This is a genomic window from Streptomyces sp. NPDC001700 (genome assembly GCF_053596435.1).
Genome location: NZ_JBSFGE010000010.1, coordinates 140,910 through 167,174 on the forward strand (window position 1 = coordinate 140,910; position 26,265 = coordinate 167,174).

Annotated in this window: 27 protein-coding genes and 6 pseudogenes; 24 read left to right on the forward strand and 9 right to left on the reverse strand. The window is 68.1% G+C overall.

Features of this window, described 5'->3' with window-relative positions; all coding sequences use genetic code 11:
• Positions 1 to 142 precede the first annotated feature (142 nt).
• On the forward strand, positions 143 to 1,291 hold the full coding sequence (locus ACWC5C_RS20595) for a DUF475 domain-containing protein (RefSeq protein WP_450877184.1): 1,149 nt from the start codon (positions 143 to 145) through the stop codon (positions 1,289 to 1,291).
• 91 nt (positions 1,292 to 1,382) lie between these two features.
• Here the strand turns inward: ACWC5C_RS20595 and ACWC5C_RS20600 are convergent, their stop codons facing one another.
• The gene (locus tag ACWC5C_RS20600; protein WP_450877186.1) at positions 1,383 to 1,772 is read right to left on the reverse strand and encodes a low affinity iron permease family protein; all 390 of its coding nucleotides are present in this window, start codon (positions 1,770 to 1,772) and stop codon (positions 1,383 to 1,385) included.
• Between the two features lie 451 nt (positions 1,773 to 2,223).
• Here ACWC5C_RS20600 and ACWC5C_RS20605 point away from each other — a divergent pair, with 451 nt between their 5' ends.
• Together ACWC5C_RS20605 and ACWC5C_RS20610 are read left to right on the forward strand one after the other, a co-directional pair.
• A complete protein-coding gene (locus ACWC5C_RS20605) occupies positions 2,224 to 2,469 on the forward strand; it encodes a hypothetical protein (protein ID WP_450877188.1) in 246 nt (81 codons plus the stop codon).
• A gap of 65 nt (positions 2,470 to 2,534) precedes the next feature.
• On the forward strand, positions 2,535 to 2,906 hold the full coding sequence (locus ACWC5C_RS20610) for an RICIN domain-containing protein (RefSeq protein WP_450877370.1): 372 nt from the start codon (positions 2,535 to 2,537) through the stop codon (positions 2,904 to 2,906).
• An 81-nt stretch (positions 2,907 to 2,987) separates the two neighbouring features.
• On the opposite strand, the gene ACWC5C_RS20615 is transcribed toward ACWC5C_RS20610, so the two are convergent.
• Positions 2,988 to 3,308, reverse strand: coding sequence for a hypothetical protein (locus ACWC5C_RS20615; RefSeq protein ID WP_450877190.1), 321 nt, complete (start codon positions 3,306 to 3,308; stop codon positions 2,988 to 2,990).
• Positions 3,309 to 3,679: 371 nt separating this feature from the next.
• Here ACWC5C_RS20615 and ACWC5C_RS20620 point away from each other — a divergent pair, with 371 nt between their 5' ends.
• The 3 genes from ACWC5C_RS20620 to ACWC5C_RS20630 all read left to right on the forward strand — a co-directional run bounded on the left by ACWC5C_RS20620 (position 3,680) and on the right by ACWC5C_RS20630 (position 5,960).
• Positions 3,680 to 3,808: a PmrA gene (locus tag ACWC5C_RS20620; RefSeq protein ID WP_450877192.1), complete on the forward strand. Its 129-nt coding sequence runs from the start codon at positions 3,680 to 3,682 to the stop codon at positions 3,806 to 3,808.
• A gap of 245 nt (positions 3,809 to 4,053) precedes the next feature.
• Positions 4,054 to 4,971, forward strand: a complete 918-nt coding sequence (locus ACWC5C_RS20625) for a zinc-binding dehydrogenase (protein ID WP_450877194.1) — start codon at positions 4,054 to 4,056, stop codon at positions 4,969 to 4,971.
• Between the two features lie 71 nt (positions 4,972 to 5,042).
• The gene (locus ACWC5C_RS20630) at positions 5,043 to 5,960 is read left to right on the forward strand and encodes a cupin domain-containing protein (RefSeq protein WP_450877196.1); all 918 of its coding nucleotides are present in this window, start codon (positions 5,043 to 5,045) and stop codon (positions 5,958 to 5,960) included.
• Between the two features lie 381 nt (positions 5,961 to 6,341).
• Here ACWC5C_RS20630 and ACWC5C_RS20635 read toward each other — a convergent pair.
• From ACWC5C_RS20635 to ACWC5C_RS20655, 5 genes and pseudogenes are all read right to left on the reverse strand, one after another.
• Positions 6,342 to 6,647: pseudogene (locus ACWC5C_RS20635) on the reverse strand (alpha-L-rhamnosidase-related protein); the annotation flags it as partial.
• Positions 6,589 to 6,924, reverse strand: a complete 336-nt coding sequence (locus ACWC5C_RS20640) for a hypothetical protein (RefSeq protein ID WP_450877198.1) — start codon at positions 6,922 to 6,924, stop codon at positions 6,589 to 6,591. The gene ACWC5C_RS20640 and the pseudogene ACWC5C_RS20635, both read right to left, overlap by 59 nt.
• A gap of 225 nt (positions 6,925 to 7,149) precedes the next feature.
• Entirely contained in the window at positions 7,150 to 7,506 is a 357-nt protein-coding gene (locus ACWC5C_RS20645) for a hypothetical protein (protein ID WP_450877200.1), read from the reverse strand.
• A 390-nt stretch (positions 7,507 to 7,896) separates the two neighbouring features.
• Complete coding sequence (locus tag ACWC5C_RS20650; protein ID WP_450877202.1) at positions 7,897 to 8,907, reverse strand: winged helix-turn-helix domain-containing protein; 1,011 nt, start codon at positions 8,905 to 8,907, stop codon at positions 7,897 to 7,899.
• Positions 8,908 to 9,175: 268 nt separating this feature from the next.
• A pseudogene (locus ACWC5C_RS20655) lies at positions 9,176 to 9,781 on the reverse strand (ATP-binding protein); the annotation flags it as partial.
• Between the two features lie 394 nt (positions 9,782 to 10,175).
• Here ACWC5C_RS20655 and ACWC5C_RS20660 point away from each other — a divergent pair.
• The 9 genes from ACWC5C_RS20660 (at position 10,176) to ACWC5C_RS20700 (ending at position 19,678) form a co-directional block, all read left to right on the forward strand.
• Entirely contained in the window at positions 10,176 to 10,787 is a 612-nt protein-coding gene (locus tag ACWC5C_RS20660; protein WP_450877204.1) for a hypothetical protein, read from the forward strand.
• 90 nt (positions 10,788 to 10,877) lie between these two features.
• The gene (locus tag ACWC5C_RS20665; protein ID WP_450877206.1) at positions 10,878 to 12,350 is read left to right on the forward strand and encodes a site-specific integrase; all 1,473 of its coding nucleotides are present in this window, start codon (positions 10,878 to 10,880) and stop codon (positions 12,348 to 12,350) included.
• Positions 12,350 to 14,065: a hypothetical protein gene (locus tag ACWC5C_RS20670; RefSeq protein ID WP_450877208.1), complete on the forward strand. Its 1,716-nt coding sequence runs from the start codon at positions 12,350 to 12,352 to the stop codon at positions 14,063 to 14,065. The genes ACWC5C_RS20665 and ACWC5C_RS20670 overlap by 1 nt, the downstream gene beginning before the upstream one ends.
• Positions 14,062 to 16,266: a site-specific integrase gene (locus tag ACWC5C_RS20675; RefSeq protein WP_450877210.1), complete on the forward strand. Its 2,205-nt coding sequence runs from the start codon at positions 14,062 to 14,064 to the stop codon at positions 16,264 to 16,266. The genes ACWC5C_RS20670 and ACWC5C_RS20675 overlap by 4 nt, the downstream gene beginning before the upstream one ends.
• Complete coding sequence (locus ACWC5C_RS20680) at positions 16,263 to 16,724, forward strand: hypothetical protein (protein WP_450877212.1); 462 nt, start codon at positions 16,263 to 16,265, stop codon at positions 16,722 to 16,724. Before ACWC5C_RS20675 ends, ACWC5C_RS20680 begins: the two co-directional genes overlap by 4 nt.
• A 136-nt stretch (positions 16,725 to 16,860) precedes the next feature.
• Positions 16,861 to 17,622: a metallophosphoesterase family protein gene (locus tag ACWC5C_RS20685; protein WP_450877214.1), complete on the forward strand. Its 762-nt coding sequence runs from the start codon at positions 16,861 to 16,863 to the stop codon at positions 17,620 to 17,622.
• Between the two features lie 164 nt (positions 17,623 to 17,786).
• On the forward strand, positions 17,787 to 18,101 hold the full coding sequence (locus ACWC5C_RS20690) for a hypothetical protein (protein ID WP_450877216.1): 315 nt from the start codon (positions 17,787 to 17,789) through the stop codon (positions 18,099 to 18,101).
• Positions 18,098 to 18,961 (forward strand): hypothetical protein, encoded by an 864-nt coding sequence (locus ACWC5C_RS20695; RefSeq protein ID WP_450877218.1) that lies wholly within the window; start codon positions 18,098 to 18,100, stop codon positions 18,959 to 18,961. The genes ACWC5C_RS20690 and ACWC5C_RS20695 overlap by 4 nt, the downstream gene beginning before the upstream one ends.
• A 231-nt stretch (positions 18,962 to 19,192) precedes the next feature.
• On the forward strand, positions 19,193 to 19,678 hold the full coding sequence (locus ACWC5C_RS20700) for a hypothetical protein (protein ID WP_450877220.1): 486 nt from the start codon (positions 19,193 to 19,195) through the stop codon (positions 19,676 to 19,678).
• A gap of 104 nt (positions 19,679 to 19,782) precedes the next feature.
• Here ACWC5C_RS20700 and ACWC5C_RS20705 read toward each other — a convergent pair whose 3' ends face one another.
• On the reverse strand, positions 19,783 to 20,691 hold the full coding sequence (locus ACWC5C_RS20705) for a LysR family transcriptional regulator (protein WP_450877222.1): 909 nt from the start codon (positions 20,689 to 20,691) through the stop codon (positions 19,783 to 19,785).
• A 132-nt stretch (positions 20,692 to 20,823) separates the two neighbouring features.
• On the opposite strand from ACWC5C_RS20705, the gene ACWC5C_RS20710 reads away from it, so the two are divergent.
• The 5 genes and pseudogenes from ACWC5C_RS20710 to ACWC5C_RS20730 form a co-directional block, all read left to right on the forward strand.
• On the forward strand, positions 20,824 to 21,942 hold the full coding sequence (locus ACWC5C_RS20710; protein ID WP_450877224.1) for a PrpF domain-containing protein: 1,119 nt from the start codon (positions 20,824 to 20,826) through the stop codon (positions 21,940 to 21,942).
• The gene (dctA, locus tag ACWC5C_RS20715; RefSeq protein ID WP_450877226.1) at positions 21,939 to 23,348 is read left to right on the forward strand and encodes a C4-dicarboxylate transporter DctA; all 1,410 of its coding nucleotides are present in this window, start codon (positions 21,939 to 21,941) and stop codon (positions 23,346 to 23,348) included. The genes ACWC5C_RS20710 and dctA overlap by 4 nt, the downstream gene beginning before the upstream one ends.
• A 30-nt stretch (positions 23,349 to 23,378) precedes the next feature.
• On the forward strand, positions 23,379 to 23,642 hold the full coding sequence (locus ACWC5C_RS20720) for a hypothetical protein (protein WP_450877228.1): 264 nt from the start codon (positions 23,379 to 23,381) through the stop codon (positions 23,640 to 23,642).
• The gene (locus ACWC5C_RS20725; RefSeq protein WP_450877230.1) at positions 23,639 to 23,779 is read left to right on the forward strand and encodes a hypothetical protein; all 141 of its coding nucleotides are present in this window, start codon (positions 23,639 to 23,641) and stop codon (positions 23,777 to 23,779) included. The genes ACWC5C_RS20720 and ACWC5C_RS20725 overlap by 4 nt, the downstream gene beginning before the upstream one ends.
• Before the next feature lie 349 nt (positions 23,780 to 24,128).
• Positions 24,129 to 24,254 (forward strand): annotated as a pseudogene (locus tag ACWC5C_RS20730) (FAD-binding protein); the annotation flags it as partial.
• Here ACWC5C_RS20730 and ACWC5C_RS20735 read toward each other — a convergent pair.
• Positions 24,247 to 24,414, reverse strand: a pseudogene (locus tag ACWC5C_RS20735) (helix-turn-helix domain-containing protein); the annotation flags it as partial. The pseudogenes ACWC5C_RS20730 and ACWC5C_RS20735 sit on opposite strands and share 8 nt — an antisense overlap.
• Here ACWC5C_RS20735 and ACWC5C_RS20740 point away from each other — a divergent pair.
• From ACWC5C_RS20740 to ACWC5C_RS20755, 4 genes and pseudogenes are all read left to right on the forward strand, one after another.
• A complete protein-coding gene (locus ACWC5C_RS20740; RefSeq protein ID WP_450877232.1) occupies positions 24,382 to 24,843 on the forward strand; it encodes a fibronectin type III-like domain-contianing protein in 462 nt (153 codons plus the stop codon). The pseudogene ACWC5C_RS20735 and the gene ACWC5C_RS20740 sit on opposite strands and share 33 nt — an antisense overlap.
• Positions 24,836 to 25,246 carry a RidA family protein gene (locus tag ACWC5C_RS20745; RefSeq protein WP_450877234.1) on the forward strand — a complete coding sequence of 137 codons (411 nt, stop codon included), beginning with the start codon at positions 24,836 to 24,838 and terminating at the stop codon, positions 25,244 to 25,246. The genes ACWC5C_RS20740 and ACWC5C_RS20745 overlap by 8 nt, the downstream gene beginning before the upstream one ends.
• Positions 25,247 to 25,369: 123 nt before the next feature.
• A pseudogene (locus ACWC5C_RS20750) lies at positions 25,370 to 25,492 on the forward strand (hypothetical protein); the annotation flags it as partial.
• Positions 25,493 to 25,550: 58 nt separating this feature from the next.
• Positions 25,551 to 25,811, forward strand: a pseudogene (locus ACWC5C_RS20755) (NF041680 family putative transposase); the annotation flags it as partial.
• Positions 25,812 to 26,265: the final 454 nt, after the last annotated feature.

A 26,265-nucleotide genomic window follows, 5' to 3' on the forward strand; every position in this document is an offset into this window, starting at 1 on the left:
TCGGTCAAGGCGTGGCCGCCGCCCGCGGACGGCGGGCCCGACGAACCCAACGGGGCTGTGGGGAGGCTAGACTTCGGGGTCAATGTTTCGTAAAAACCAGGTACGGCGCGGGGGAGCCCCGTACAAAACGATTGGGTAGCCAGTGCTTCTGAAAACGTTCGGCTGGTCGTTCGCGGTCACCGCGCTCGGCTTGGTGGCGGCGGTGTTCTACGGGGGGTGGACCGGCTTCGGGATCGTGGCGATCCTGTCCATCCTCGAGATCTCGGTGTCCTTCGACAACGCCGTGGTCAACGCCGGGATCCTGAAGAAGATGAACGCCTTCTGGCAGAAGATCTTCCTCACCATCGGCATCCTGATCGCGGTCTTCGGCATGCGCCTGGTCTTCCCGGTCGTGATCGTCGCCGTCAGCGCCCAGATCGGTCCGATCGAAGCGGTGCGGCTCGCGCTCGACGACAAGGAGAAGTACCAGCAGCTGGTGACCGACGCCCACCCGTCGATCGCCGCCTTCGGTGGCATGTTCCTGTTGATGATCTTCCTTGACTTCATCTTCGAGGACCGGGAGATCAAGTGGCTCGGCTGGCTGGAGCGTCCGCTCGCCAAGCTCGGCAAGGTCGACATGCTCTCCGCCTGCATCGCGCTCATCGTGCTGCTCGTCACCGCGATGACCTTCGCCACCAACGCCCACCAGCACGGCGGCATCCATGTGGACAAGGCGGAGACCGTCCTGATCGCCGGTATCGCGGGCTTGATCACCTACATGATCGTCGGCGGCCTCTCCGGCTACTTCGAGAACAAGCTCGAGGAAGAGGAGGAGCGCGAGCACGAGGCCGAGGAAGAGGCCAAGAAGAGCGGCAAGCAGGTCCCGGCGGTCGTGATGGCGGGCAAGGCCGCGTTCTTCATGTTCCTCTACCTGGAGGTCCTGGACGCGTCCTTCTCCTTCGACGGTGTCATCGGCGCCTTCGCGATCACCAACGACATCGTCCTGATGGCACTCGGCCTCGCCATCGGCGCGATGTACGTCCGTTCGCTCACGGTCTACCTGGTCCGCCAGGGCACCCTCGACGACTACGCCTACCTGGAGCACGGCGCGCACTACGCGATCGGCGCCCTCGCCGTGATCCTGCTCGTCACCATCCAGTACGAGATCCACGAGGTCATCACGGGCCTCGTCGGCGTCGTCCTGATCGCCTGGTCCTTCGTCTCCTCGGTCCAGCGCAACCGCAGGCTGGCGGCGGCCGAGGGGAAGGACACGGGGTCCGACGAAAAGGCTGAGGTCTCCTCCGGCGTCTGAGCCGGGCCGTCAGGCGGACGGCAGGAGTGGCGCCAGGCCGTCGAACCAGCCCCTGGCGCCACTCCAGGTGCGGTGGCCATCCCGCGCGTGGTCAGTTCTGCTTGTCCACGTTGATGGCCTGGCGGAGTTCCTCGCTCGCCGCTCCCGGTTCGTGCCGCTGGTTCTCCAGCAGCGCGGCGGCGATGGCGTCGAGCTTGCGCTGGATGGCGTGTTCCGCGCGCCGTTCGGAGTTCTTCAGCAGTGCCAGAAGCAGCAGCGACACAGCGGACATCGCCTCGCCCACCATCAGCAGCCACGGCGTGGGCAGCTTCAGGGCATGCGCGGTGATCGCACCGGCGACCAGAACGAGGCACACGCCGAAGAAGCCGGGGGAGCTGGTGAAGTTCGAAGCGTGTTCCGCCAGGCGCGTGAACCAGCCCGGCCGGTCGCCGTCACGGTGCGCGGGGTGCTGAGGCGCGATGAGGTCTCCAGCCGTCCTCACGACGCCCCCCGGTGGGCAGGGGCCTGCGACCCCGCCCGCTCCAGGCGTGCCATGCGATCAGCAGGGTCCTCCGCTCCGGTGGCCGTCGACACTACGTTCTCCCCATGGTCGGCACTACGTTCCTCCAACGGTCGGCCCCCATGCGGGACCCGACCAAACCTGTGAATTCGAGCTGATATGGCCGTGCCTACCCCGCCTTCCGCCGAGCATGCACCTGTGTGAACCGGCCGACATACCGGGACGGCAGGCCTTGTTCTACGATCTTCCGCATGGCGAAGCGCGCGGTACATCGGCGGGCCCGGAAGATCCTGGGCGAGGAGCCGGTGGCCCTGGTCTGGTGCGAGCTTCTTCGTCGTCATCCCGATGATGCTGATCGACAGACTGGAACCTGACCGCAGGTCAGCTGCTGCTGCACTGGTACGGGCATTCGCCCAACCCCAAACGCCTGGTCATGCTGGGGCGCGATCGCGTCTGTATCGCCACGTCTCCTCGCCGTCGACTGTCGCCCACCAAGGCCGACGACTTCCGGACCGTCGCGGAGTTCCCCCTCGACCAGGCCCACGTCGAAGGCGAGGCGGGCCAGCCGCGCGGATTCGCCACGTTCCGGCTGCGCTTCGCCGACGGCTCCTGGCTGGAGGTGGGACGGCTGGCCGAACCCGAGGACGCCGACCACTTCCTTCGCACCGTCAGCGCCTGACCAGCCAAGTCCGGTGATGCGGGCTGCGGTTCGGGTGGGACGACCTGCCTGCGATCTTCGTTGGCCTGCTCCCTGGCGGTAGCTCCTGCGGCCCCTGCGCGACCCGGCCGCCGCCGGTCTCGCCGAAGAGGACGCCGACGGCTGACAGAGATCCGGTCACCCGCGACACTTTCCTGCTGCGCAATCTGAACAGCGACATGTGCGTCACCGCTGTGGGCGGCGGCGACACGGAAGCCCTCCAGCAGCGTCCATGCGATCCCCGGTGGGAGGAGCAGACCCTCACCATGGTGGACTCCAGCAAGCCCAGTCGGTACCAGCTGCGCAACGTGGCCCACAACAAGTGCATTCACCCCGCTGGCACCACCGCGCCCACCTACCCCCGGCTGATCGCCTGCTCTGCCAACGGCTACCAAATCCACTCGTTCGACGTCCGTTGACCTCACCTCAGGGCGGGGCGACACAGCGGGCCAGCGCCATCTGACCGGGCCCGTCCCGAAGAAAGGGCGTCCGAAGCCACCTCATGGCTTCGGACGCAAAGGCGTGGCGCGAGGCGAAGTCCGATGACGGCGGACGTTTGTGGTCAACGCGCCAGCCGAGCTACAGGAACTCGCTTCGGTAGGTCGAGGCCAACTCGGCGGCGCGAGGTTGAGCACGACGTCGACCGGCTCGCTCACCGCCGCGACGACGTCGGCGGTCGTGTGGTCGATGACCTCGTCCGCACCCTCGGCCGTGACGCGCCCGCTGCTGCGCGGACCGGCCGTGGTGATCACGAAGGCGCCGGCCTGCTTGGCCAACTGCACGGCGTAGCCGCCGACCGCTGTGTCTGCCGCACTGTTCACGGCGGTCTGCTACCTCTCCGGCATGCGCCCCGGCGAGGTCCTCAACATCCGCCGGGGATGCCGCGATACCGACGCAGAGACAGGTGAGCTCCTGGTCCACGGCTTCCGCGGCAAGGGCTTCGACCGCGTCCCCGACCAGCCAGACGGTTCCGAGCCACTGCGCCCGTGATCAACTCCATCTATCGCAGGGCAGATAGCGCCGCCCCCATGCCGATCTCCCGCAGGTGGGCTTGAAGACTGCCCGGATTCATGGGGGCGGAATCGGTGATTGTGCTCCCCTGCCGTCCCCATCGCGGTCATCGACGATCCGGCGCTGCCGGAGGCGCTGGCCAAACGCGCGGCTGCCCACGTGGGGCGGCACCTCCACCCCGATGCTCCTGGCCCGCTCCCGCCACGCCTCCGTCCCCTCCCTGGAGCGGTATGCCCGCCCCGGCGTCGACGCGGTCGCCCGGCACGTCGCCCAGCGCGACCCCGCCGCCCGACGGAAGCGGGAGCGCTGACGCCTCAAGACCATCACGTTGCCGGGTATGTCTGCCCGTCACAGCGGCATCCACCGGACGGGTGCAGGGCTCGACGCGCCGCGAGTCGCACTGACACAGATCGTCAACTGATTGATTCTCACTGGTCTGGTCGCTGTCCCGGTCCTGCGAAAGGGTTCCAAGAAGGCGGCAGTGCGGCATGTGCGCACTCGATCTGCTGCCGCGCCGAGTGTTCAGGCGCATCCACGAGAGAAGGAAACACACCCATGCGCGCCCTTGTGGTCGATCACAGTGAGGCCGGCCCCGTCCGGTTCGCCGATGTCGATGAGCCCGTGCCGTCCGCCGGTGAGGCGTTGGTGGAGATACGGCACATCGGTCTCAACTTCGGAGAGCTGAACTACGTGCACCAGTGGCCGGCCGGCGCTGTGCACGGTCACGACGCGGCCGGCGTCGTGGTGCGCGCCGCATCCGACGGCTCGGGGCCGCCCGAAGGTACGCGCGTCGCGCTGGGAATGGCTCCCCACGCGTGGGCGGAGCGGGTGGCAGTCAGCCCCGCCTCGCTCGGCACCGTCCCCGAGGGCGTGGACTTGGCCGACGCCGCTGCGCTGGGGATCGCCGGAGTCACCGCATTCCGGGTGCTGCGCAAGCGTTCCCTGCTGGCGCGCGACGTTCTGATCACCGGCGCCAGCGGGGGCGTGGGACACTTCGCCGTCCAGCTGGCGGCGCTGGCGGGTGCCCGGGTGACGGCACTCGTGGGTTCGCCGGAGCGGGCCGCCGGGCTCCGCGAACTCGGGGCCGGCAAGGTCCTGACCGACCTGGCCGACCTGGCCGAGGCCGAGTGCCGGTTCGACCTCGTCCTGGACACGGTCGGTGGGCCGCTGGTGGCCCAGGCGTGGAGTTCCCTCGCCGAGGGCGGCACCATCCACCTGGTCGGTTACTCCTCGGGGCAGGACACCACGTTCCCGTCAGGGGCCTTGTTCGGCTTCGGTGAGCCCCGCAGCATCGCCACCTACGGCGACATGACGCCGACCAGCGGGGAGCTGACGGACCTGCTGGGCCTCATGGCCGCCGGGAGGCTCTCGGCACCGGTCGGACTGCGAGGCGACTGGCAGGGCGTGGACGACGCCGTCCAGGCACTGTTCGCGCGGAAGGTGCACGGAAAGGTCGTTCTTGACGTGGCCTGAAGCTGTGGACGAGGACACATGCGTCGTCGGCCGTCGGTGGGCGGTTCGCGGCGGTGGACGAGAATGGACCCATGGATGTGCTGGCGGAGGTCTTGCGTGTTTCGGGTGCGCGTGGGGCGCTCGGGGTCATGCTGAAGGCCGGAGGAACCTGGGGCCTGTGGCTGGACTCCTATCCAGGAGCGGCACTGCACGTGGTGTCCCGCGGCACTATGTGGCTCCACGTCCCAGGCGGGAAACCCGTGGAGGTGCAGGCAGGAGACGCCGTCCTGGTATCGCCGGGCACCGCACACGGGATAGCCGGCGGCGCCAGCGTGACGATGGGTTCCTGCGACCGTGAGGCGGCGGCCCGGGCTTTTGGCGATGGCCGGGCCCTGCGGCTGGGCTCGGCGCCGGTGCAGACGGAAGTGATCGTCCTGCACTATGAGCAGGACCCGGAGGTGCGCACACCGGTGCTTACCTCTCTCGCTCGGCCGATGCACGTCACAGCCCGGGAGAACGCGCAGCTCAGAAGGACCGTCGAACTTCTCGCTGCTGAGCTCGCACAACCGCAGATCGGCACCACCGCCGCCATCAACAGCATCGTCGACCTTCTGCTCGTCCAGTTCGTACGCGCCTGGCTGGCCCGCCACCCGCAGGAGCAGTCCGGCTCATGGCTGGGAGCGATGCGTGATCCGGTCGTGCGCGACGCTCTGGCATGTGTCCACGCCCAACCGGGACACCCCTGGACCACGGAGACCCTGGCCGCTGCGACGAGCGTCTCCCGGGCGACGCTGTCCAGGCGTTTCCGGTCCGCCCTCGGACAGACGCCGGGCGCGTACGTGACGCAGTGGCGCATCGACCTGGCGTCCGTCCGGCTCCGCGATACCGATGAGCCGGTCGAGTCGATCTCCGGCGCGGTCGGATACGGCTCTCCGCACGCTTTCAGCCGTGCCTTCAGACATGCCCGAGGCACGGCCCCGGGCGAGTACCGTTCTCGACTTCGCAAGTGATCCGGGCTCGGGAGAGGTCAGCACCAGTCGGGTGCCGTCCCCCCTAGCGCCCACATCGGCACGAGGAATATGCGACACCTCAACATACGAGCCCACCAGTCCCACGGCCGAAAGCAGCCGACACCTCGTTGCCCGACAACGCACTTGCCTAATGAACGGCCAGGAAGTGCCACATCGATCCCGCGTAGGCGGAGTCAGGATGGCGCGTCGGAACGTCCCCTCGCCCAGCCCACCGACGGGTGCGGGACCGGCATGACGACGAAGGACTCCCAGGCCACCGAGGACTCCGCCTGCCGCAGCCCGCGACTCGTGCGCTGTGCCGTGCTCGTCGACGCCGTCCCAGTCCTCCCAGATGGTCGTGGCGCCCCGGTCGAGCATGGCGAGCCAGGAAGGCGGGGTGCGCTGCGGCAGCACCTCGTAGGCGACATCGGCGTGCCCGGTGTCGGCGAGGACCGGCAGCAGGTCGGCGGTGGCCAGGAACCCGGTGCCCAGGCGTCTTTGACGCGCTCGCTCAACTCCTCCTAGCAGTGGCCTCCTTGGCGCGCCCCAGCGCGCGAGCGGTGGCGGCGAGTACGGCGGTGGAGCGGCGCAGGAAGGCGGTGCCCACCTCGCCCTTGTCGGCCTTGCATCAGGCGGCGCGATTCTGCTTGCGCGCGTCGATCGGTGAACCGTCGGCGGCGCGGGGATTGGGCTCGCACCACTCGCCCCAGTGGAAGGAGCCGTCCCAGACGAACTCCTCGTGGGGCAGCGGCTCGGCGGAGCGCTCGAGGTGGGAGGGGCAAGCGGTTCGGGCGGTGGCCAGCGCCCATTCGACCCAGCGGACGGCGGCGTCGAAGTTCTCAGCGAGCGGCCCGCGGTCGCCGTAGGTCTCGTACAGCGTCTCGCAGCCCTCACCCGTATCCGCCTCAAACTTCTGCAGTACCGGCCAGAACTCTCGACGGTTCATCATCGAGATCGAATTCATCCCAGCTCCGCGATGACATCACCCATGGCTTTCTGTATCTCAAGGAACAGCGACTGTCGACCGATTCTGGAGTCAGTTGTCGATCAACTGGCTCGTGAATGTCGAAGAGCGTGACGGCACTGTCGAGTTCGGGAACGTGGGACGGCCAGCCGCCCTTCAGGGCGACTGGCCATCGAGGCAGGTAATGGCAGGAGCGGGGCCAGCTTTCGCCGGTGGGCGGTTCTCTCAGATGTTGCTGCTGCCCAGGCGAGAGCAGTCGGTCCCTTCGCAGACCTTGAAGTAGACCGTGCCGCGTGCCTCGTTGAGCTCCAGGTTGTAGGTGTAACCAGTGCTGTAGTCCGTTGGCACGCGGAGGGTTGCTGCGCCGTTCAAGGCGGAGTTGTAGGCCCACTTCACGTGGACCGCCTTCTTGTTTGGCACGTTGTCCCAGATCTCGAAGATGTCGCCATAGCTTCGGTACTGGACCCCGGCCCGGTTGTTGGGGCCAAGTTGGGTTTGTCCGTCGGCGTAGGCGGGGGAGGTCGCGATACCGAGCGCGAGCGCGACCCCAGTCATGCCAGTCAGCACATTACGGATCTTCATGTCACTCCTTCTCTTGGGCTTCAGTTCGGGGTGGTCCTGCTGTACCGAGGGCCATTCCCCAGTTACCTGGTCGAACCTGACACGACAGTTCCCAGAGCGCTCTTCACAAGGCTCCTTGGGTCCTTTGTGCAACTTCAGATTCGCGCTGCTGACGTGGGCGCGTCGACTTGTTTCGGGCTGGTCCGAAGTGAGGCCATCGGAAAGAATCAGGAGTGTGGTGTTGCGTATTCACTTCACCGCCGAGGGCCTGGCGCGTACTCGTCTGGCTTCTGGCCCTCGTTCCGTTGCTTGAGCTGGCCCGTGGGGTCCGGCTGTTGCAGGAGAGATCGCATCCTGTGCGCTTGGAGACCGATCAGCCCACACCTACGCCCCTGACCTGTACGGATCGGGTCAGTGTCTGGTGGAGGCGGAGAGTAGGGCCAGTCCCGCTGGTGTGGTGGTGTGGCGGGCGTTCTTGCCGTCGCGGAGGAGAACTGTGAGGCCTGCGTTGCGCAGAACGGTGGCGTGTTCGCTGGCGCTGGCCAGGGAGATGCGGGCATGTTCGGCGAGCTGGGTAGTAGTACTGCCGGGATGGTCAGCGATCACGCTCATCACGGTGGCCCGGGTGCGACCGAGCAGCGCTGTCAGAGACTGGGACGGTTCTGCCAGGGCAGCTGCGGTGATGGTGGCCAGCTCGGAGAGCCGGTGGTCTGAGCGGATAGGGAAAGTGAGCCACGGCTGTGGTTCCGCTCTGTCGCACAGAGCCGGGTGGTGCGAGCCGAACAGGGTGGGTATGAGCAGTAATCCGCGGCCGTCGAGGTGCACATCGCCATTGCGTCCGGAGGCCATGGTGACGTGGAGCACGGGAGGATTCCACATGATCCTGCGCGGATTGAGTTCACGGAGGAGGCGCTCCACTCCGTGCTCGCTCAGATGCCTCAAACGAAGGGCCCGGTCCGCGTGAGCAAGCCGGTCGATCTGTGGCCAGTACGGTGCAATGAAGCGCTCGTGAGCCTCTTCAACCAAAGCAGCAAGTTGCTGAGCGAACAGGGGTTTCTGGCTGGCCCGGTACGTGTCCGGCGACAGTCGCGCATCGCCCTGCCTGGCCCATTCTTCTAGACCCTTACGTACACGCTCTGCCGGAGTGGAACGTAACTGCTCCACAAGATCGGCCGTGCTCCCTTCGCCGACCAGGCTGAGGAAGTCCACCCCCGCACCAGCCGGCGGAATCAACTCGAACAGAGGCCGGAATCGTGGGTGGAGACGCTTGGCCGCACGATCTCGCCAGGCGTCAAATTGCACAGGATGCGATCTCCCCTGCAGCAGCCGGATCCCGATGTCCAGCTCAAGCAACGGACGAGGAGCCGAGGCCAGACGAGTACGGGCCAGGTCCTCGGCGGTGAAGTGGATACGCAGCGCCACACCCGTGATTCTTCCCGAGGACCTCACTTCGGACGAGACCGAAACGAGTCGACGAGGCCGTGCTCCAGCTCCGCCATGACATCACCCCGACCCGAAAGCGTCAGTAGCGCGTCCGAAACCTCCTCTCAAAGCCGGTGCTGCTCGGGTATCGATGGGGCGTGGCGGTGCCGCCCAGCTGGAAGTGACTGCGCGGTGATGGGAGCGGGTGTGGGCGGCTCGCCTGAGTCGTCTGGGCGGAACCGGTGGCCGTTGGTTAAGCGTGCATGGTCGGATCTGCGAGGGCGGATTCCGTCCACGCGGAGGCGCAGGTCATCGTCAGGACATGCGCGGTGTCATCGCCTGCACCCCGAGGCGGGAGAGCGTGGGCAAGGTCTTCGGCAGCGTGCCCCAGGCGGCCGGAGGGCTCGAGTGCGGCGTCGAGCTGTTCCGGTGAGCCGAGGACGTGGGCGATATGGCCGAGCAGCGGAGTGGTGCCGCTTGCGGACATCGCTGCGCCAGTCCTCCTCGCTGACCCTGTTCCGCCGCGCGGGGGCTTAGAGAGGGTTGAGACGCCCTGGCAGGCCGGGACCCACCGCGATGGTCTGACCGCCCAGTTCCCGGTCAACGACGGTCCACTCGCTCTTCGGGCCGCACGGCAGGTAGATCCGGTAGCCGAAGGCGACGGCCCGTACCGCGAGGGACTTGGCCACGGTGGACTTACCCATGCCGATCACCCCGGCAAGCGGGATGTTGGGTTGGTGAACACCTCGAGACGCCCGTAGAGCCAGAACGGGTCGTGACAGAACGCGGCTTCCGCGTGCACATCCCGGACGACGTAGATGCCTTGCGCGCCGAGGCCGCCCTCGGCCAGGAACGGGTAGGCACCACAAGCCGTGGTCCCGGGGCCTGGTCGTCAGTGGTGGGTGAGGCCGGTGAAGGGATCGCGGAGGTCTCCCGGTGTGTGGTCACGGCTGACCCGCGCGGAGGCGGCCAGCGCACCTGCTTCGCAACCGCCGAGGTTTCAACCTCACCGCTCGCCTCATCTTCTGCAGGCGGCTCCGGCGCTGTGGGCACCGGTCATCGCCACCGCCAGCGGAATGATCAGCAGCAACGCTAGGTGTCGACCATAAATGATCAAGTGTTCGGTGACAGCTCGCCTTCGGTGAACGTGCGGGTCAGCGCATGCGTCCGCGCGGTTTCAGCGGTACTGGGGGAGTTCGGGCCATACCCGTGCTGGTACATCGGCACCGGGGTGGGAGTCGCGGACGGAGCTGCGCAACACCAGTTTCGTGCAGCTGCTGCTCAGCTCCGGCCTGCGTCGGCAGGAGGGCGGTTCCCTGCTCACGTTCGAACTGCCCAGCCAGCGACTGCGCTTCGGCCGGTACTGCCACGGCCGCATCGCCGCGGCGGTCACGCGGGCGAAGGAGAGCCGGGTCTTCTACGCATCGGTGGATGCGGTCGGCCAGGTCGCTGCCTACCTGGAGTCGGAGCGGGCTTGGGCAGTGGAGCGCGCTCAGGCGGAGGGGCGCTATGACCGGTTGCCCATGATGCGGCTGGTTACGAAGGCGACGCGGGGCCTGAAGCCGAGAGTCGAGTGGGTGGACTCGGATGGCGTCGGCGGCGGGCAGGAGCTGAGTCGGCTGGACTGGCGTGAGCGGCAGTGGCTGTTCGTGGAGGGGCCGGAGGGGCCGGAGCCAGCGTGGTTGTGGCTGACCGAGCAGGGCCTGCCGATGGCCCCGGATCGGTGGAACGGCGTGTTTCGTGGCGCGAACCTGCGCTGCGAGGAAGGCCTGTTGACTCCGGAGGAACGGAAGATCAAGCGGGAGTTCCGCCTGGCGGAGGTGCGCGGCAAGAGTCCGTACGCGACGCCGCATTCCGCCCGGCACTTTGTCTCCGCTTAGTTTCCGTGTGGCGATTGACATCAACTGGGGTGATGGCCTGGGAGTTTGGGCTTTGCATTGAGGCGTGTGGTGTTTCTACTGTCGCCACTCATGATCCTGAACATCTTCTCGTCCCGGGGCTGGCAGTCCTGGGACATCGAGCATCGGCCGCTGATCCCCGACGGGATGCCCGTGCTCATCGACAACGATCTGTGCTTCGAGGACGGCCCGGCCGCGCCGCGTCCGACGGCGGTAGTGAACCGGTGGTTGCGTGAACTCCCGTCCAGCGGGGCGCCGGCTCCGAGCTCGTGGGAGAACTACGCGCGGGTGGTCAAGGAGTGGATGGAGTTCCTGGCCGAGCACGGGGTGGGGTTGTTCGACTCGCGGGTGCGGCTGAAGGCCGCGTTGAGCCGGTACGCCGAGCATCGGGCGGCGGGTCCGTTGAAGGCCAGGTTCGCGGCGACGACGTGGGGCCAGCACATGAGCATCCTGTCGTTGTTCTACCGGTGGGCGATACAGGAGGAGTACGCGACGGCCGAGCCGTTCACCTACCGCGCCGCGCGGGCCCTGTTTGCCGGGACCGGGCGGGAGGTGAAGGTGAACCTGGCGGTCCGCCGCACCCCGAAGCCGCACGTGACGATCAAATACCTGGAGCCGGACTTCACCGAACTGTTCCGCAACGGGCTGCAGGGGCTCGCCCCGGACGGCTCGCAGGACACCGGGTTCCACGGGCGGGAGCTGACCCGCAACGCGGCGGTCGGCGATCACGCGCTGGCCACCGGGATGCGGCTGCAGGAGTTCACCTACCTGCTGCCCTGGGAGATTCCCGCCCTGCCGCCGAAGCCGACCGCGGTTCCGATCCCGTTCCCGGTGCCGGCCGGAATCACCAAGGGCAAGAAGTTCCGCACCACGTGGACGTCTTACGAGGCCCTGGCCGGGCTGCACGACTATGTCGAGCTGGACCGGGCCGCCACGACGGAAGGTTCACCCTGGCGGCCGCCATGGCGGTGGGGCGAGCCGCTGATGGTGAGCGAGCCGGACGCGCGGGGAGGGCTGATCAATGGGATCCGGCGGCCCTGGGAGTCGCTGACGCCGGCCGAGAGGCGTCGCCTGGTCGCCCCGGAGGGCGGTTCGTGCCTGCTGGCGGTGAAGAACGGCGGCGGCCCGTTCACTGCCTGGGCCACGGTCTTCGAGCGCACATCCGACCGGATACGGGCCCGCTTCGAGCCGCGGTTCCCGCACGTCTGGCCCCACCGATGCCGCCACACCTTCTCGATGAGGACCTTGGAATACCTGGTCACCGGGCACTACCGGCAGGCCGCGAAGCTCGTGCGGGACACCGATGCCGACGCCGCTCTGGTCTTCTACCTGAGCAAGGCCGACCCACTGCTGGTACTTCGTGATCTTCTAGGACATTCCACCGTCCTCACCACGGAAAAGTACCTCCGGCGCCTGGATACGACGCGCATCTTCCGGGAGGCATACGAGGGGGCTGGCGCCGCGGCCGGGCTGACGGACGACGCGGGCGCCGATCGGGAAGCCGCCGCCGAGTTCGGTGACGACATCGAGGACGGGGCTCTCTGATGCCGACCATGCTGATCGACCAACCCCTGGGAATCACCTGCGTGTTCAGCGACGGAAGCCGTGCGGCGTTCTCGCTGGACGGCTTGCCGAATCCGCTGCTGGCCCGGCAGTTGGCCACCGGCCTGGTGGATGTGATCCACCCGCACGGAACTGCGGATTCCGCGGGCACGGTCAACCATTACGTCCAGGCGATCCGGGGCATGGTGCGGGCCCTGGCCGCGCGGGGCTTCACCGGTGGCCTTGACCAGCTCAGACGGGGCAGGCTGGCCGAGTATTTGATGGGATGCTCGGGCGGCCGGGAAGCGTGCACTCGCGCGATGGTCGAGGCGTTCGGTCAGGCCGGCGGCTCGCTGGCGGACGGCGTGCTGGAGCTCGCGGCCGGACGGAACTTCAACGTTCAGCCGAACCACCACGCCCTGCCTCCCTACTCGGAGACCGAGTGGCAGCGGCTGGGCGACCTCTGCCGACGGCTCGTCGAAAAGTCGTACGCGGCCCACCGGCAGGCCCTGACCGCTGTCGCCCACGGACAGCACCCCGCCGAGGGCGGATGGACTCCCCAGAATCTTCGCTGGCTGCTGGCCACCGTCGGGCCGGTGAGCATCTCCGAGTTCGGCCGCAACGTCGGCATCTCGGCCGCTTTGGTCCACCGCCGCGGCGGTTTCCACGACGCGACGCAGGACCTTTTCCCGCACCTGGAAGTACTCATCGCCTACCGGCTGTTGTTCGGCATCTACTCCGGGATCGTGCCGGACGGCATCGAGGACCTGGTCACGCAGGACGTCGACTGGGCCGGGGATTCCACGATCCTGCTCTCCTACGTCAAGGGCCGCACCGCGGCCGAGAGTCTGAATCTGCCACGCAGGGCCGTGCGTCTGCTGGAGCAGTGGCTGGCCCACTCCACGCTGCTGCGGAGCTTCGTTCCGCCGGACGAGGGCCGCAGACTGTGGTTGGGCCTGAGCCGGGCCGGCGGTGACCGGCGGGTGAGGAAGTTCGACCGCGTCGCCATCCAGCGGTGGGTCCAGCGCCACCAGCTGGGCGGCGACGACGGAAAGCCCTTGAAGATCCACCGGTCCCGGATCCGCACCACGCACGAGGCGATGCGGGACAAGAGCACGTGGAACGGCAGCGGCCGGGCCACCATCGACCCCAACCACACCCCCGCCGTTGAGGGCGACCACTATCTGACGGCCGCAACCCCGGCCCAGCGACGTGCGGTCGAGGCCGTGATCGAAGACGCCCAGCATGACCTGCTGCGAAGGTCGCATCCGCCGACGGTGATCACAGAGGAAGAGGCCGCCGCCCTGGCCGAGGGCTATCCGCAGCTCGTGGCGGACCTTGCCCTCGACGATGAGGTGATCGCCGAACTCGTCGGCGGACAGAGGGATGTGTTCACCGCCGCCTGCGGCGATCAGCTGTCCGGACTGCACGGTCCGAAGGGCAAGCCCTGTCCGGCCCGTCCCTGGGTCTGCCTGTTGTGTCCCCTGGCGGTGTTCGCACCACGGCATGCGGTCAGCCTGCTGCGGCTGAAGGCGTTCTTTTCCCGGCAGTGGCAGCAGATGCCCGCCGCCCACTTCATGGCGGTCTTCGGCCCCTATGCCGCCCGCATCCAGCAGGTCCTGGACCGCTTCGATCCGGCCGTGATCACCGCGGCCGCAGCCCATGTCACCGACCGGGACGACGAACTTCCCCTGCGGCCCGAGGAGATGACCGCATGAGCACGGCTTTCGATCCGGCCTTCGACGGACGCTCTGCCGTCTTTGCGGGCGCCGATGTCTGCGATGAAGCCGGGCTGGCCCTGCCGGACAACGCCGCTCGACCCGCGTTCGAGGACGACATCTGGGACTTCACCCACGTCATCGGGCTGCCGACCCAGTTGAGCCCCTCGGTGAGGCGCTTCGACTTCACCCTGATCACGGACTCGCGTTGGCGACTGGTGGCCAAGGAACTGGTTCTGGCGATGCTCGCACCCCGCCACCAGACGGTTGCCCAGTTGCCCCGGGCCTTCCGCAACCCGCTCCACGTCACCAGTTGCCGCGGTCGTCTCGACGAACTCGTCCGCTTCTTCAACTGGCTGGGCGAACGGTCGACCATCAGCCTGCAGCAGATCACCACCCGGGACTGCGAGGCATACCTGGCTCACCGTCGCTACGTGCTCGACGACGACGGAGCCGTGATCGGCGAGAACAGCCACGCGACCAGGAGATCCGCCGCCCAGGTCGTCGTCGACCTGGTGAACTACCGCGACCTGTTCACCGCCGACCGCGTCCCCGCCGGGCTGCGACCCTGGGGCGGCGCCACCGCCTCCGCCGTCGCCGAGATGCCCAGCGGCCGAGCCGAGAACAAGACCCAACCGGTCGCGGACGAGATCATGCAGCCGATGCTCGCGGCCGCCCTCTACTTGATGTCCACACTGGGCCCGCACGCCGTGGACCTGGCACACAAGATCCGCGAAGCCGACCTTCACTCGGCACGGCGAGCCCAAGGAATCCGGCGCGTCGGCCCCAAGAACCGCGTCCCGGTCCGGGAGCTCAGCGAAATCCTCGCCGAGTACACGCAAACGTGCACAGCTCTTCCCATGCTGGACGACCACTACATCTCGAAACGCCTCGCGCAGGGCTGGGCCGAGGACGATCCTCTTCTCCCGGTGGCCATGGGAACCCTCGCCCGCCGGGCCGGGCTGAGCCAGTTCTGCCACCCGTGGCTGCCCACCATGCGGCCTGCGCTGGAAGACGCCCTCGCGCAGGTCGGCGTCGAGAGACCGTTCGGCCGCGATGCCGACCCGGTCCCCGCAGCCGATGGAACATCGTCACTGCCCTGGACCCTGCCACTGTCCCGGCCCCAGGCCGTCGCCCTGGTCGGCATCGTCCGCACCGCCGCGATCATCACCGCTTCCGCCATCTCAGGGATGCGTGCGAGTGAGCTGATGGAATTGCGCATCGGCTGCCGGCGACCGCCCGACGAGGCCGTCCCGGGCCTGACCCGCTACCGGATCGCAAGCAAGATCGTCAAAGGGCAGCCGCTGGGAGGCACCGCCGACGAGTGGGTCGTCATCGAGCCGGTCTATCGCGCGATCGAACTCCTCGAGCAACTGCACGACGTGCCGACAGAAGGAGCCCTGCTGATCGGCAGGTTCTCCTTCAACGTCCGCTTCAAGTGGTTCAAGAACTGGACCAACTCCGAGGCAGGGCAGCGATTTGGCCTGGCGCCAATCCCCGAGGGTCCAGTCAACTTGCGGATGCTGCGGCGCACTTTGTCCCTGGAAATGGCCTACCGGCCCGGCGGCGTCCTGGCTACCAAGATCCACATGAAACATATCGCCGTGGCCACAACGGAGGGCTATGCCTCGCGCCCTGGCGGGGCCCAGGCCGAGCTGTTGGCCGAGGTCAACAAGCACGAGAGCGAGCACAATCTCCAGCTGGTACTGGAGGAGTTCCGAAACTACCAGGACGGCGTTCTGCCCGCCGGTCCCGGCGCCCGCAGCCTCACCGAGTTCTTCGCCGGCGTCGACGACCAACTCGATGCCGCCTCGGGCACGGCCCCGAAAACCCAACGCAACGACCGCGACGTCCTCAACCTCCTGACCAAACGCGCCAACGTCCTGCACCTCGGACCGGCGAACTATTGCTGGTTCACCGACCCGTCCCGGGCACTCTGCCTCAAACTCGCGGGCACCCCCACCGCGGACCGCCCGCTGATCGGGATGTGTGACTCCGCCCGATGCCCGCAGGCCACCCACCACCCCGGCCACCGACCCGTCTGGGCCGAGCACGCCGAACGCACCGAGATCTTCCTGGGCCAGCTCGGCACCACCCGCAAGACCGAACGCACCCGACTCCAGGCCGACTACGACCGAGCCCTCCGGGTCGTCACCGAGATCGACGCCGCCAGCGCCACCATGGACGAGGAATCCGCATGAGAATCTCCGCAGCCCAGCGCACCGAGAACGAGAACCGCATCCGGGCCGCCATGGACCGCCTCCTTCGAGGCGAAATTCCGGCCGGCGGAAAATGCGACATCAAGACCCTCGCCAGCGATGCCGCGGTCGACCGCACCGCGTTCTACGGCACTCGCCCCTACTCTCACCTCCGCGTCGAGTTCGAACGACGCTTGCAAGCCCTGCAAGACGTCGGCGAGATTCCCGACCCGCGCGAGGTCCAGATTGCCCGGCTCAAGGCGGAGAACACCAAGCTCAAGGCACGGCTGGCCCGGTCGGACCAGACGATCGACGAGCTCACAGACTTCCGTAGTCAGGCCCTGGCCCGGCTCGCCGCCCAGTACGACGAAATCGTTCACCTGCGAGAGGCCGCTGCCGGGACAAGCCGGGTGAGCCGCCTTCCCGCTCCGCGAACCACGGTGATCGGAACCTGCAGTTGAAGGTGGGACGACACTGGTGGGCGTCGTCAGCAGGCTGGCCGATGGACCCCGCTCCTCTCGCAAGCAGTCAATCCCCGAACTACGCGTCAGGCGAAAGGTCTCACCTCCAAGCGGACCTCATCCCACAGTGGTGCCCATGCTGAACCGAGTAGCCGTCCTATCCGACATTCACGGAGTCCTGCCCGCCCTGGAGGCCGTGCTCGCCGAGCCAGAGGTGGGCGCCGCCGATCGCATCGTGCTCACCGGCGACATCACCGCCGGCCCTCAGCCCACCCAGGTCCTCGACCTGTTGACCAGTCTCGGCGACCGCATCGTCTGGATCAGCGGCAACGCCGACCGTGAACTCCTCGAGTACCGCCGCGGTCAACGCGACTCGATCCCCGATCCAATCGCCCCGTGGGCTGCCGAACAACTACGCGAAGAACACCTCGACCTTCTCAGTCGGTGGCCGCGATCACTCTCTCTGCCAGTGCGTGGCCTGGGGAAGGTGCTGTTCTGCCACGCCACCCCTCGAGACGATGAGGAAGTCGTCCTGGTCGACTCACGCCTCGACCGCTGGCGAGAGGTCTTCAGCGGGCTCGACAGCGATACCCGCACAGTGGTCTGCGGGCACACGCACATGCCGTTCGTCCGCCTCGCCCACGGCCGACTCGTGATCAACCCCGGCAGTGTCGGCATGCCCTACGGACGGGCCGGAGCCCACTGGGCGCTCCTGGGCCCCGGCGTCGAACTACGCTCCACACACTTCGACATCGAGGCCGCCGTCGCCCAGGTCACTCGAGACTCCTCTTACCCTGAAATCGCTGAATGGGCCGACTACTTCCTTCACGCGCGAGCTACCGATGCAGACGCCCTCGAAGCCTTCGGCCCGCGGGACGGACGCAGTCACACACCATGACGTCTCCTGAAGGGTGTGATCTGCATCATGATCGACAGGGCCGAATGCAACACGGTCGACGGACTGCGTTGCGAAAGTATTCGCGCTCACCCGCCTGGTGAATCGCTACACGGGGGTGTCCGCACACGGCCTCTGCGGACACAAGGCATGCGTACGCCCTCTACATGCTGGTCCTGCTGAACCAGCTGGTGGAGTCCCGCTACGGGCTCACCGCGGCGGACCGGCGGGACTTCGCCTTGCTGTTCGGGGACCCGTGGTGGCTGGTGAAGACCCTTCTCGGCCACGCGGACGTGGAGACGACGAAGCGGCACTACCTCGCGCCGGTTGCGCACCTTCAGTTGGAGTCAATCCTGGCCGCCGCCGAGCCCGGCGAAGACCAAGAGCAGCAGGTCGAGGATCTGGACGGTGTCTTTACGAGGCTGGCCCGGGAGTCGCAAGGGATTCAGGACATTGGCGCCGTCCTTGAGGCGGCCCGGTGACCGGGCGGGGACGGAGGGCTGTTCTGCCGCCGGCCGACCACCGCACCGAGCCCTCGCTCGCCGTCGGCGGGCTGGTGGTGACGGTGACCAACAACGCCGGTCACGGCAGGACGTTCAGCTTCGCTGAACTGCCGGTCGCCGAGCCGATGCAGCGATCGCTGGCTGCGCTGTTCGCCCTCCGCTCCAGCGGGTGGACCAGCCATGTGACGGCGAAGAGCTACTGGGTCGCGGTGCATGCGTTCGCCCGCTTCCTCTCGCAGCTGGAGGAGCCGCCCGACGATCTGGGGGACCTGACCACCGCACAGCTCAAGCGCTGGCGCGCGCAGCACATAGGCACCAACTCTGGAAGAAGCCTGCTGCGCCACGTCCGGCCGTTGCTGAAACTGGACTCCCGGCTGACCCGGGGCCCGCTCGCGGAGGAGCTGGCCCGACGTGTTCCCGCGTCAAGGCCGGTCAAGAAGTCCTATGCGGAAGAAGATCGTGAGAGGGTGCTGCGGGCCGCTCAGCAGCAGTTTCGCTCCGCCCTGCTGCGGATCCGCGAGAACACACAGCTACTGGAGCGCTGGCGAACCGGTGATCTGGTGGGAGGCAGCCGCGAGTGGCGCATCGGGCAGGTCCTGGACCACCTGACACACACCGGTGACGTTCCCCGCGCGGTGATGCCGAGCGGGGAGTTCGTGAAGGACCACCGTTTGCTGGGAGGTACCAACCCGGAGGCACCCCGCTTCGAGGGCCGCATCGTTCCCCGCACTTTCGCGAAGAAGGTGAGCACCTTCCCTCGCCCGCGACGGCGTCGTCCTCTACGACAACCCCGCCGCGTTCCTGATCTGCGCCTTCAAGCACGACAACGCCCTATGTGAACCGGACCCCGGTGCAACTGCCCCGCGGCAGTACGACTGCCGACCCGGCTGCGGCAACACCGTTCGCACCGACAGCCATGCCCGCCTGCTCCGTGAACGGGCCAACGAACTTGATCAGTTGGCATCTCACGCCCCCGCCCCGGTCAGCAAGCGGCTCCGTGTCAACGCCAACCGACTCCGTGAGACGGCCGACATCCACGACGCGACCGCCCATCCCACCGAGGCACTGACATGAACCAGCAGCACCGGGACGAACGCGCCCGCATCCGGACGGCCATGGACCGGCTTTTGGCCGGACAGGCCACGGTCTCCAACGGCAGTCTCACGGTTGTCGCCCTTGCCGCCGAGGCCAACGTCCACCGCATGGTTCTCCTCAAGCGGCACGTCGACCTGAAGAACGAGTTCTACGAACGCGTCCGCACCGAGACCCGCCAAGTCCCAGAGACCGAGAGGAGACTCCGGGACACCATCACCAAGCTCAAGAAGACTGTCACCAATCAGCGGGTCGAGATCGAGGGGCTCCGCCAGCAGGTGATCGGGCTCACGCTCGCCAGCGCCGTTCTTTCTCAAGAGATTGACGACCAAGCGAGACGCGAGCCCGTTCCCAACAATGGCGTCCCGTTCCCCCGACCGACAAACTTGCCCGGGCCTTGTGCTGTTGAGCTGGGGCGTTGCACTGTTCTCTCGATCTCGTCAGGGAAGGAGGCAGCGCATTGAGTGTGCCGCTACAGCGCAAATTGATAGCGACGAGTGAAGCAGCAGGAAGTCGGCGAGGGCCATGTGCAGGTGGTCCGCTGCGGTGCCGCCAAATCGTGCATCGGTCATGACGGTGTGTTGGCCGCGGCGCTGTCGCGCAGGAAGCCCGCGAAGGCCTGGGCGGCGGGGGTGAGGGCGTGGTCGCTCATGCGGACGAGGAGGATGCGGCGCACCGGGGCGGGGGGTTGCAGCGGCAGGACGCTGACGCCGTCTCGGATGCCTTCCAGGGCCAGGGTGGGGGCGAGGGCCACGCCGATGCCGGCGGCGACCATGGCCTGGGCCTCCTGGTAGTCGTGGGCCTCGTAGGCGATCTGCGGTTCGAAACCGGCTGTGTGGCAACTGCGGGCGAGGGCCTCGGCCACCGGGTGGTTCTCGGCGCGGGTGATCCAGGGGTCGTTCGCGAAGTCGGCGAGGGCGGCCAGGGGGCGGTCGGCGAGGGGGTGGTCCTTGCTGACGAGGAGGGCCGGGGGGTCGTCGGCGAGTGAGGTGACGACGATGTCCTCGCGGTCGATGCGGTTCCAGTCGTAGTCCCACATCAGGGACATCTCGATTTCCCGGTTCTCCAGCATCGCCCACAGGCCCGCGATGCGGGCGCTGCGCACGGTCAGCCGTACGTCGGGGTGTGTTTCCCGGAAGGCGATCACGGCCCGGGGGAGGAGGGAGGCGCCGACGGTGGGGAAGGTGCCGATGCGGAGGGTGCCCGCGCGCAGCCCCGCGAAGTCGGCGAGTTCGTTCTCCGCGGCTGTCAGCTCCCGCTCGATCCGCTCCCCGCGTATTGCCAGGGCGCGTCCCGCGTCGGTGAGCGTGACGCCCCGCGCGTGGCGCTCCAGCAGCGGTTGTCCGGCCTCGGTCTCCAGTCGGCTGACCTGCTGGGACACCGCTGAGGGTGTGTAGTTGAGCGCCCGCGCGGTGGCGGTGACCGAGCCGCGGCGGGCGACCTCGGTGAAGAGCAGGATGCGTCGTACGTCGAGCATCGCGCCACCTCCAGCGTTAATTTCAACTTAATACCCGTGCAGATTTCCGAGATTGTACTTCACGCTTTTCGCGCTCACCGTGGATCACACCACGCACGGAGGTGCCGTCGGGGTGGCCATGAGGAGTCTGTTGTGTTGCGTCTGCAGGGCGAGATGATCCGCGGAGGAACCAGCAAGTGCTGGATCTTTGACCGTCGCGATGTGGTGGCGACCGGTGTGGACGCCGACACCGTGCTGCTCGCCGCCTACAACGCCGCCGACCCCCGCCAGATCGACGGCGTCGGCGGCGCCTCCTCCACCACCTCCAAGGCCGCGATCGTCCAGCCGTCGGCCGAGCCGGGCATCGACGTCGAGTACGCCTTCGCGCAGGTCGGCATCGGTGACGAGCGCGTGGAGTGGACCAGCAACTGCGGCAACTGCGCCACCGCCGTCGCCCTGTACGCCGTCCATAACGGCCTGGTGCCGATCACATCGGACTCCACCACGGTGCGGATGCTCAACATCAACACCCGGGCCCGTCTCACCGGCACCATCCCCACCCCGGGCAGCACGGCCCCCGACGAGGGTGCGGCCGCGGTGCCGGGCACCGCGGCGCTCGGTGTGCCGGTCCTGCTCGGCTTCGAGGACCCCGCCGGTACGAGCACGGGCCGCGCCCTGCCGACCGGACGCGCCCTGGACACCCTGACCGGGCCCGCCGGTCCCATCGAGGTGTCCCTGGTCGACGCGGGCGCCCCGGCCGCGCTGTTCGAGGCCAAGGCGTTCGGCCTCGACGGCACCGAGTCCCTCACCGAGTTCGCGGCGGTGGTGCCCGCGCTCACCGTGCTGCGCCGCGAGGCCGCCCTGGCCATGGGCCTGGCCGACCAGGGCGATCCCGTCAGTCACGCCGTGCCGAAGGTCGGCGTCGTCGCCCGATCTGACCCGTACCGCACCACCCATGGCACCCTGGTCGGACAGGACGAGTACGACCTGGCCGTACGCATGGTCTCCATGCACGCACCCCACCCCGCGATCGGCCTCACCTCGGCCGTCGCCCTGGCCACGGCAGCCGCCATCCCCGGCACCCTCGCCCACCGCACCGCCCGGCAGACCGCCGACGGCACGCTGCGCCTGGGCACCCCGGCAGGCGTCATCACCGCCCAAACCGTCCCCGCGCCGGATGGCGCGTCCCCCACGGTGCTGCTGCACCGCGCCGCCCGACGCATCGCCCGAGCCGAACTTCTCGTTCCCGTCCTGGAAGGACGCCCCGCATGAGCCGCAACGATGCCGCCCCGGGAACCGTCACCGCTCCACCGCGCCGCATCCGCCGGCTGCTGTCCCTGCTCTACGTCCAATGCCTGATCGGCGTCCTCGCCGGGGCTGCCGTCGGCTGGCTGTGGCCGTCCTTCGGAGCCGATCTCAAGCCCCTGGGGGACGGCTTCATCGCGCTGGTGCGCATGATGATCGCGCCGATCATCTTCTGTACCGTCGTCCATGGCATCGCTTCCATGGGCAACGCGCGCGCCGTCGGCCGGGTCAGCCTCAAAGCGCTTCTCTACTTCGAGGTGCTGACCACCATTGCCATGGTGATCGGTCTGGTCGTCGTCAACGTCGTCCAGCCCGGCAGCGGACTGCACGTCGACACCTCCACCCTCTCCACCGAGGGCCTGCCGCCGGAGGCGACCGCGAGCCACGAGAGCTTCGCCGCCTTCGCCCTCGCCATGATTCCGGACACCCTGCTCAGCGCGCTGACCGGCCACGAGATCCTGCCGGTGCTGGTGATCTCGGTGCTGTTCGGCTTCGGCCTGCACGCCAGTGGCGAGGCGGGTCTGGGGATCGCCCAGGGCATCGAGAAAATGTCCAAGGTCCTGTTCACACTCATCCGCTGGATCATGCGGCTGGCCCCGGCCGGTGCCTTCGGCTCCATGGCCTTCACCATCGGCAACTACGGCCTGGACACCCTGCGCCACCTCTTCCTGCTGGTCGGCTCCTTCTGGCTCACCGCCCTGTTCTTCGTCCTGGTCGTGCTGGGCACGGTCATGCGCATCAACGGCCTGCGCCTGATCCCCTTCCTGCGCTACATCAAGGAAGAGCTGCTGATCGTCCTGGGCACCTCGTCCACCGAGCCGGTGCTGCCCCGCATGATGGGTAAGCTGCAGCACGTGGGTGCCTCCAAGCCCGTCGTCGGCATCACGCTGCCCGCCGGGTACTCCTTCAACCTCGACGGCACCGCGATCTACCTGACCATGGGCTCGGTCTTCCTCGCCCAGGCACTCGGCATCGACCTCAGCCTCCCCCAGCAGCTGACGATGCTCGCCGTCATGCTCCTCACCTCCAAGGGCGCCGCCGGGGTCACCGGCTCCGGCTTCATCGCCCTGGCCGCCACGCTCAGCGCCGTTCCGCACGTACCCGTCGCCGCCTTGGCGCTCATCTTCGGTATCGACCGCTTCATGTCCGAGGCCCGCGCCCTGACCAGCCTGGTCGGCAACGGCGTCGCCACCCTGGCGGTGGCCAAATGGGAGGGACAGCTCGACGAGGACCGCGCCAAGGCCGTCCTCCGCGGCGAAATCCCGTACACCTCCGCTCCCGAGGCCGAGCCCACCCCTGGCGAGAAGCCTCTGGGCGCCGACCCGAAGGCAACGGCCGGAACGGACCGTGACCCCGTGCCCGCCGCCGGCTGACGTACCCCACACATAGCCGGTCCGGAGCCCGTGCTCCGGACCGGCCCCTTCGCCCCGTACACCGACGACGATTTCCTCGACGACCTGGCCAGGGTGACGCGTGGGCGCACCGACTCCGGCCGCGCGCGGATCCTGGTCGGCGAGTCCCACGCGACGATGGACTGGCTGCGCGACTTGGGCCTGCGATTCGAGCTGATGTACCACCGGCAGGCGTACGAGGTCGATGACCGCTACCGCTTCTGGGGCGGTCTGGCGGTCTGGCGGTCGGCGTCGTCGGTGGCGGTAAGAGGATGATCGAGCAGCATCTGGCGGCCGCCGAACGCAATGGGGTGCACGTACGCTTCGACGCCCCCGTCACCCGCCTGGCCACCGCATCCGACGGCGCCGTCCAAGGTGTGGTGCTCGCCGGCGGAGACGTGACCTGGCCCTGATCCGCGGAACCCCGTACAACACGGGCGATGGCATCCGCATGCCCCTCGACGCCGGCGCCAGCCGTACGGCCACTGGAGCGGCTGCCACGCCGTCGCTCCGGCAGCCCGGGGGCACCGCCGTCCAGATCTTCGATGCTCCGGCAGTGTGCGCGGGCTGGCCCGGGAACTGGGCATCGACGAGGATCAACTCGCCGTCACCGTAGGGGAGTTGAGCGCCGCTCTCACCGGTAGCCCGTTCGATCCGACGGTCAAGGACGGTAGCCGCACCGAGGGAATCACACCTCCCAAGTCCAACTGGGCCCAGCCCCTCGACACGTCTCCCTATACCGCTTAGCCGGTCACCTGTGGCATCACCTTCACCTCCGGTGGCCTGCGCATCGACGCCGACGCGCGCGTCCTCGACAACCGCGGTCTGCCCGTCCCGGGACTGCACACGGCGGGTGAGCTCGTCGGCGGACTCTTCTACGTCAACTATCCGGGCGGTTCGGGGCTGACCGCCGGCTCGGTGTTCGGCCGAAGGGCCGGCCACTGCGCGGCGTGTCGCGCCTGGGCCTCTGGTCGCGCTGTTCGACCAGACCGGCGCCGCGCAGGACCGAGAAGTGGTGGCTGAGCGCGGCCTTGCCGACGGACACGTCGGGCCCCGGCACCGATCACCGTCCCCCACGCAGCGTGCGCGGACACCTCCACTGGTCGGCGCTGGACAACTGCGCGCCTTCACCAAGGTCGCCCTGCGGCCAGGGGAGGCCGTCACCATCGAACTCCCGCTGGAGCGCCGCGCGTTCGCCCGCTACGACATCGAAGCGGGCCGCTGGACGGTCGCCCCCGGCGCCTACACGGCCCAGATCGGCGAGAGCACCGCCCACATCGTCGCCGAACGGACGATGACCCTCACCGGTGACGCCGACGCGACCACGACCACCCTGTCCCTCGACTCCGCTATCGGAGACTGGTTCGCCCACCGGCTCGGGGTCCAGGCCGACCTCAGGTTACTGCGGAGTGCTTGCCGGTGGGGAAATTGCGGTGCGTGCTGGCACCGCGCTAGGCAGACTCGCGGACATGACTGAGAAGGTGACCCGCATCAACCCCGAGCAGCTGCATGAGACGCCCGGCTATCACCACATCACGGTGGTAGAGGCAGGGCGTACGGCCTACCTGGCGGGACAGTGCCCGCTTGATCGGAACGGTGACCTCGTCGGTGCCGGTTCCCTCGAGACGCAGGTCGACCAGGTGGCCGCGAACGCGCTCACCGCCCTGGCAGCGGCGGGTGCCCAGCCGCAACACGTGGTGCGGTCAGTGATCTACGTGCGGAGCGACCAGAGGGACATTCTCGGAGCCGCATGGCGTCGGCTCACCGAGTCTGCCCTGGGTCCGGCGTTCACCACCGCAAGCACGCTCTTGGGCGTCGCCCAGCTGGGCTTTCAGGGACAGCTCGTCGAGGTGGATCTCACCGTGGCGCTGCCTGACTGACTTCGAACGGCGTATCGAACTGGGTAGCCCAGCTAGGCATTCGCGCGACGCCACCGATCGAGACGAAGGCCGTGAAGGTGAGTCTGCTGCCTGACTGTGCGCGGGGACGAGCTGTTCGAGCTCGTGGACGCATTGCTGTGCGCGGACGGCCCGGTGACGTCGCCGGTGGCCGAGCACCGGCGTGGGTACGGTGCGATGTGCGAGGCGCCGAGCCGTGGCAACGTGGACGTACCCCGCTTGCGGCAGGTGCTGGCCGGTCTGCCGATGCCGCGGGCCGCCGACGGGCGCTTGGTCCTGGCCGTCGACCCTCGGGTGGACCCGCCCGAAGCTGCGAACCCCCAAGGCCGGCGAGCGCTGGACCTGGCTGATCATCGCAACCCACACCCAGATCCGCCTTCTGCGCGAGGCCGCCGCCGACTTGCGGCGGCCGTGGGAGAAGCCTGCCGAGCCCGGCCGACTCACCCCGGCCCGAGTCCGCCGCGGGTTCCGGAACCTCCGCCCGCACCTGCACTGCCCGAACCGCGCGCCAAAACTCTCAACCCCCGGACCTGGCAGGCCAGCAGGTGGTCGGTGACGTGGTGATCGTGGGAGGGGGCTGCCACGAAACCGGCATGGGGGTGGTGGCCGATGGTGATGTGCGGAGCTTCCGCCACGAGAGCTGCGCCTCGCTAGGTCGGGGCCGTAAGAGGCGACGAGGATCTGCGAGGAAGCGGGATTTGGCGGTGCCGGAGATTTGCGCTAGCGGGGGTGTGAAACTGGCGACCTCGCGTAATCGGGATTCGATCATTTACCACTTGGTGACGGCGTGTGCTTACCGTGAGTGGTCGTCTGGGGCGTAGCGCTGCCAGGTTCCGCCAGTTTCGGCGGCGAGTTGGGTGGTGGTGTCGTCGTGGTAGTCGAGCACGCGGGCGACCACAGGGTCCGGCCGTCGCAGGCTTCGCCGCCTCCCAGATGCGAGCTTCAACGAGCGTGCACCTGTCAGGGTCAACATCATGTTGACAACAGAGTGTTGATGCGCT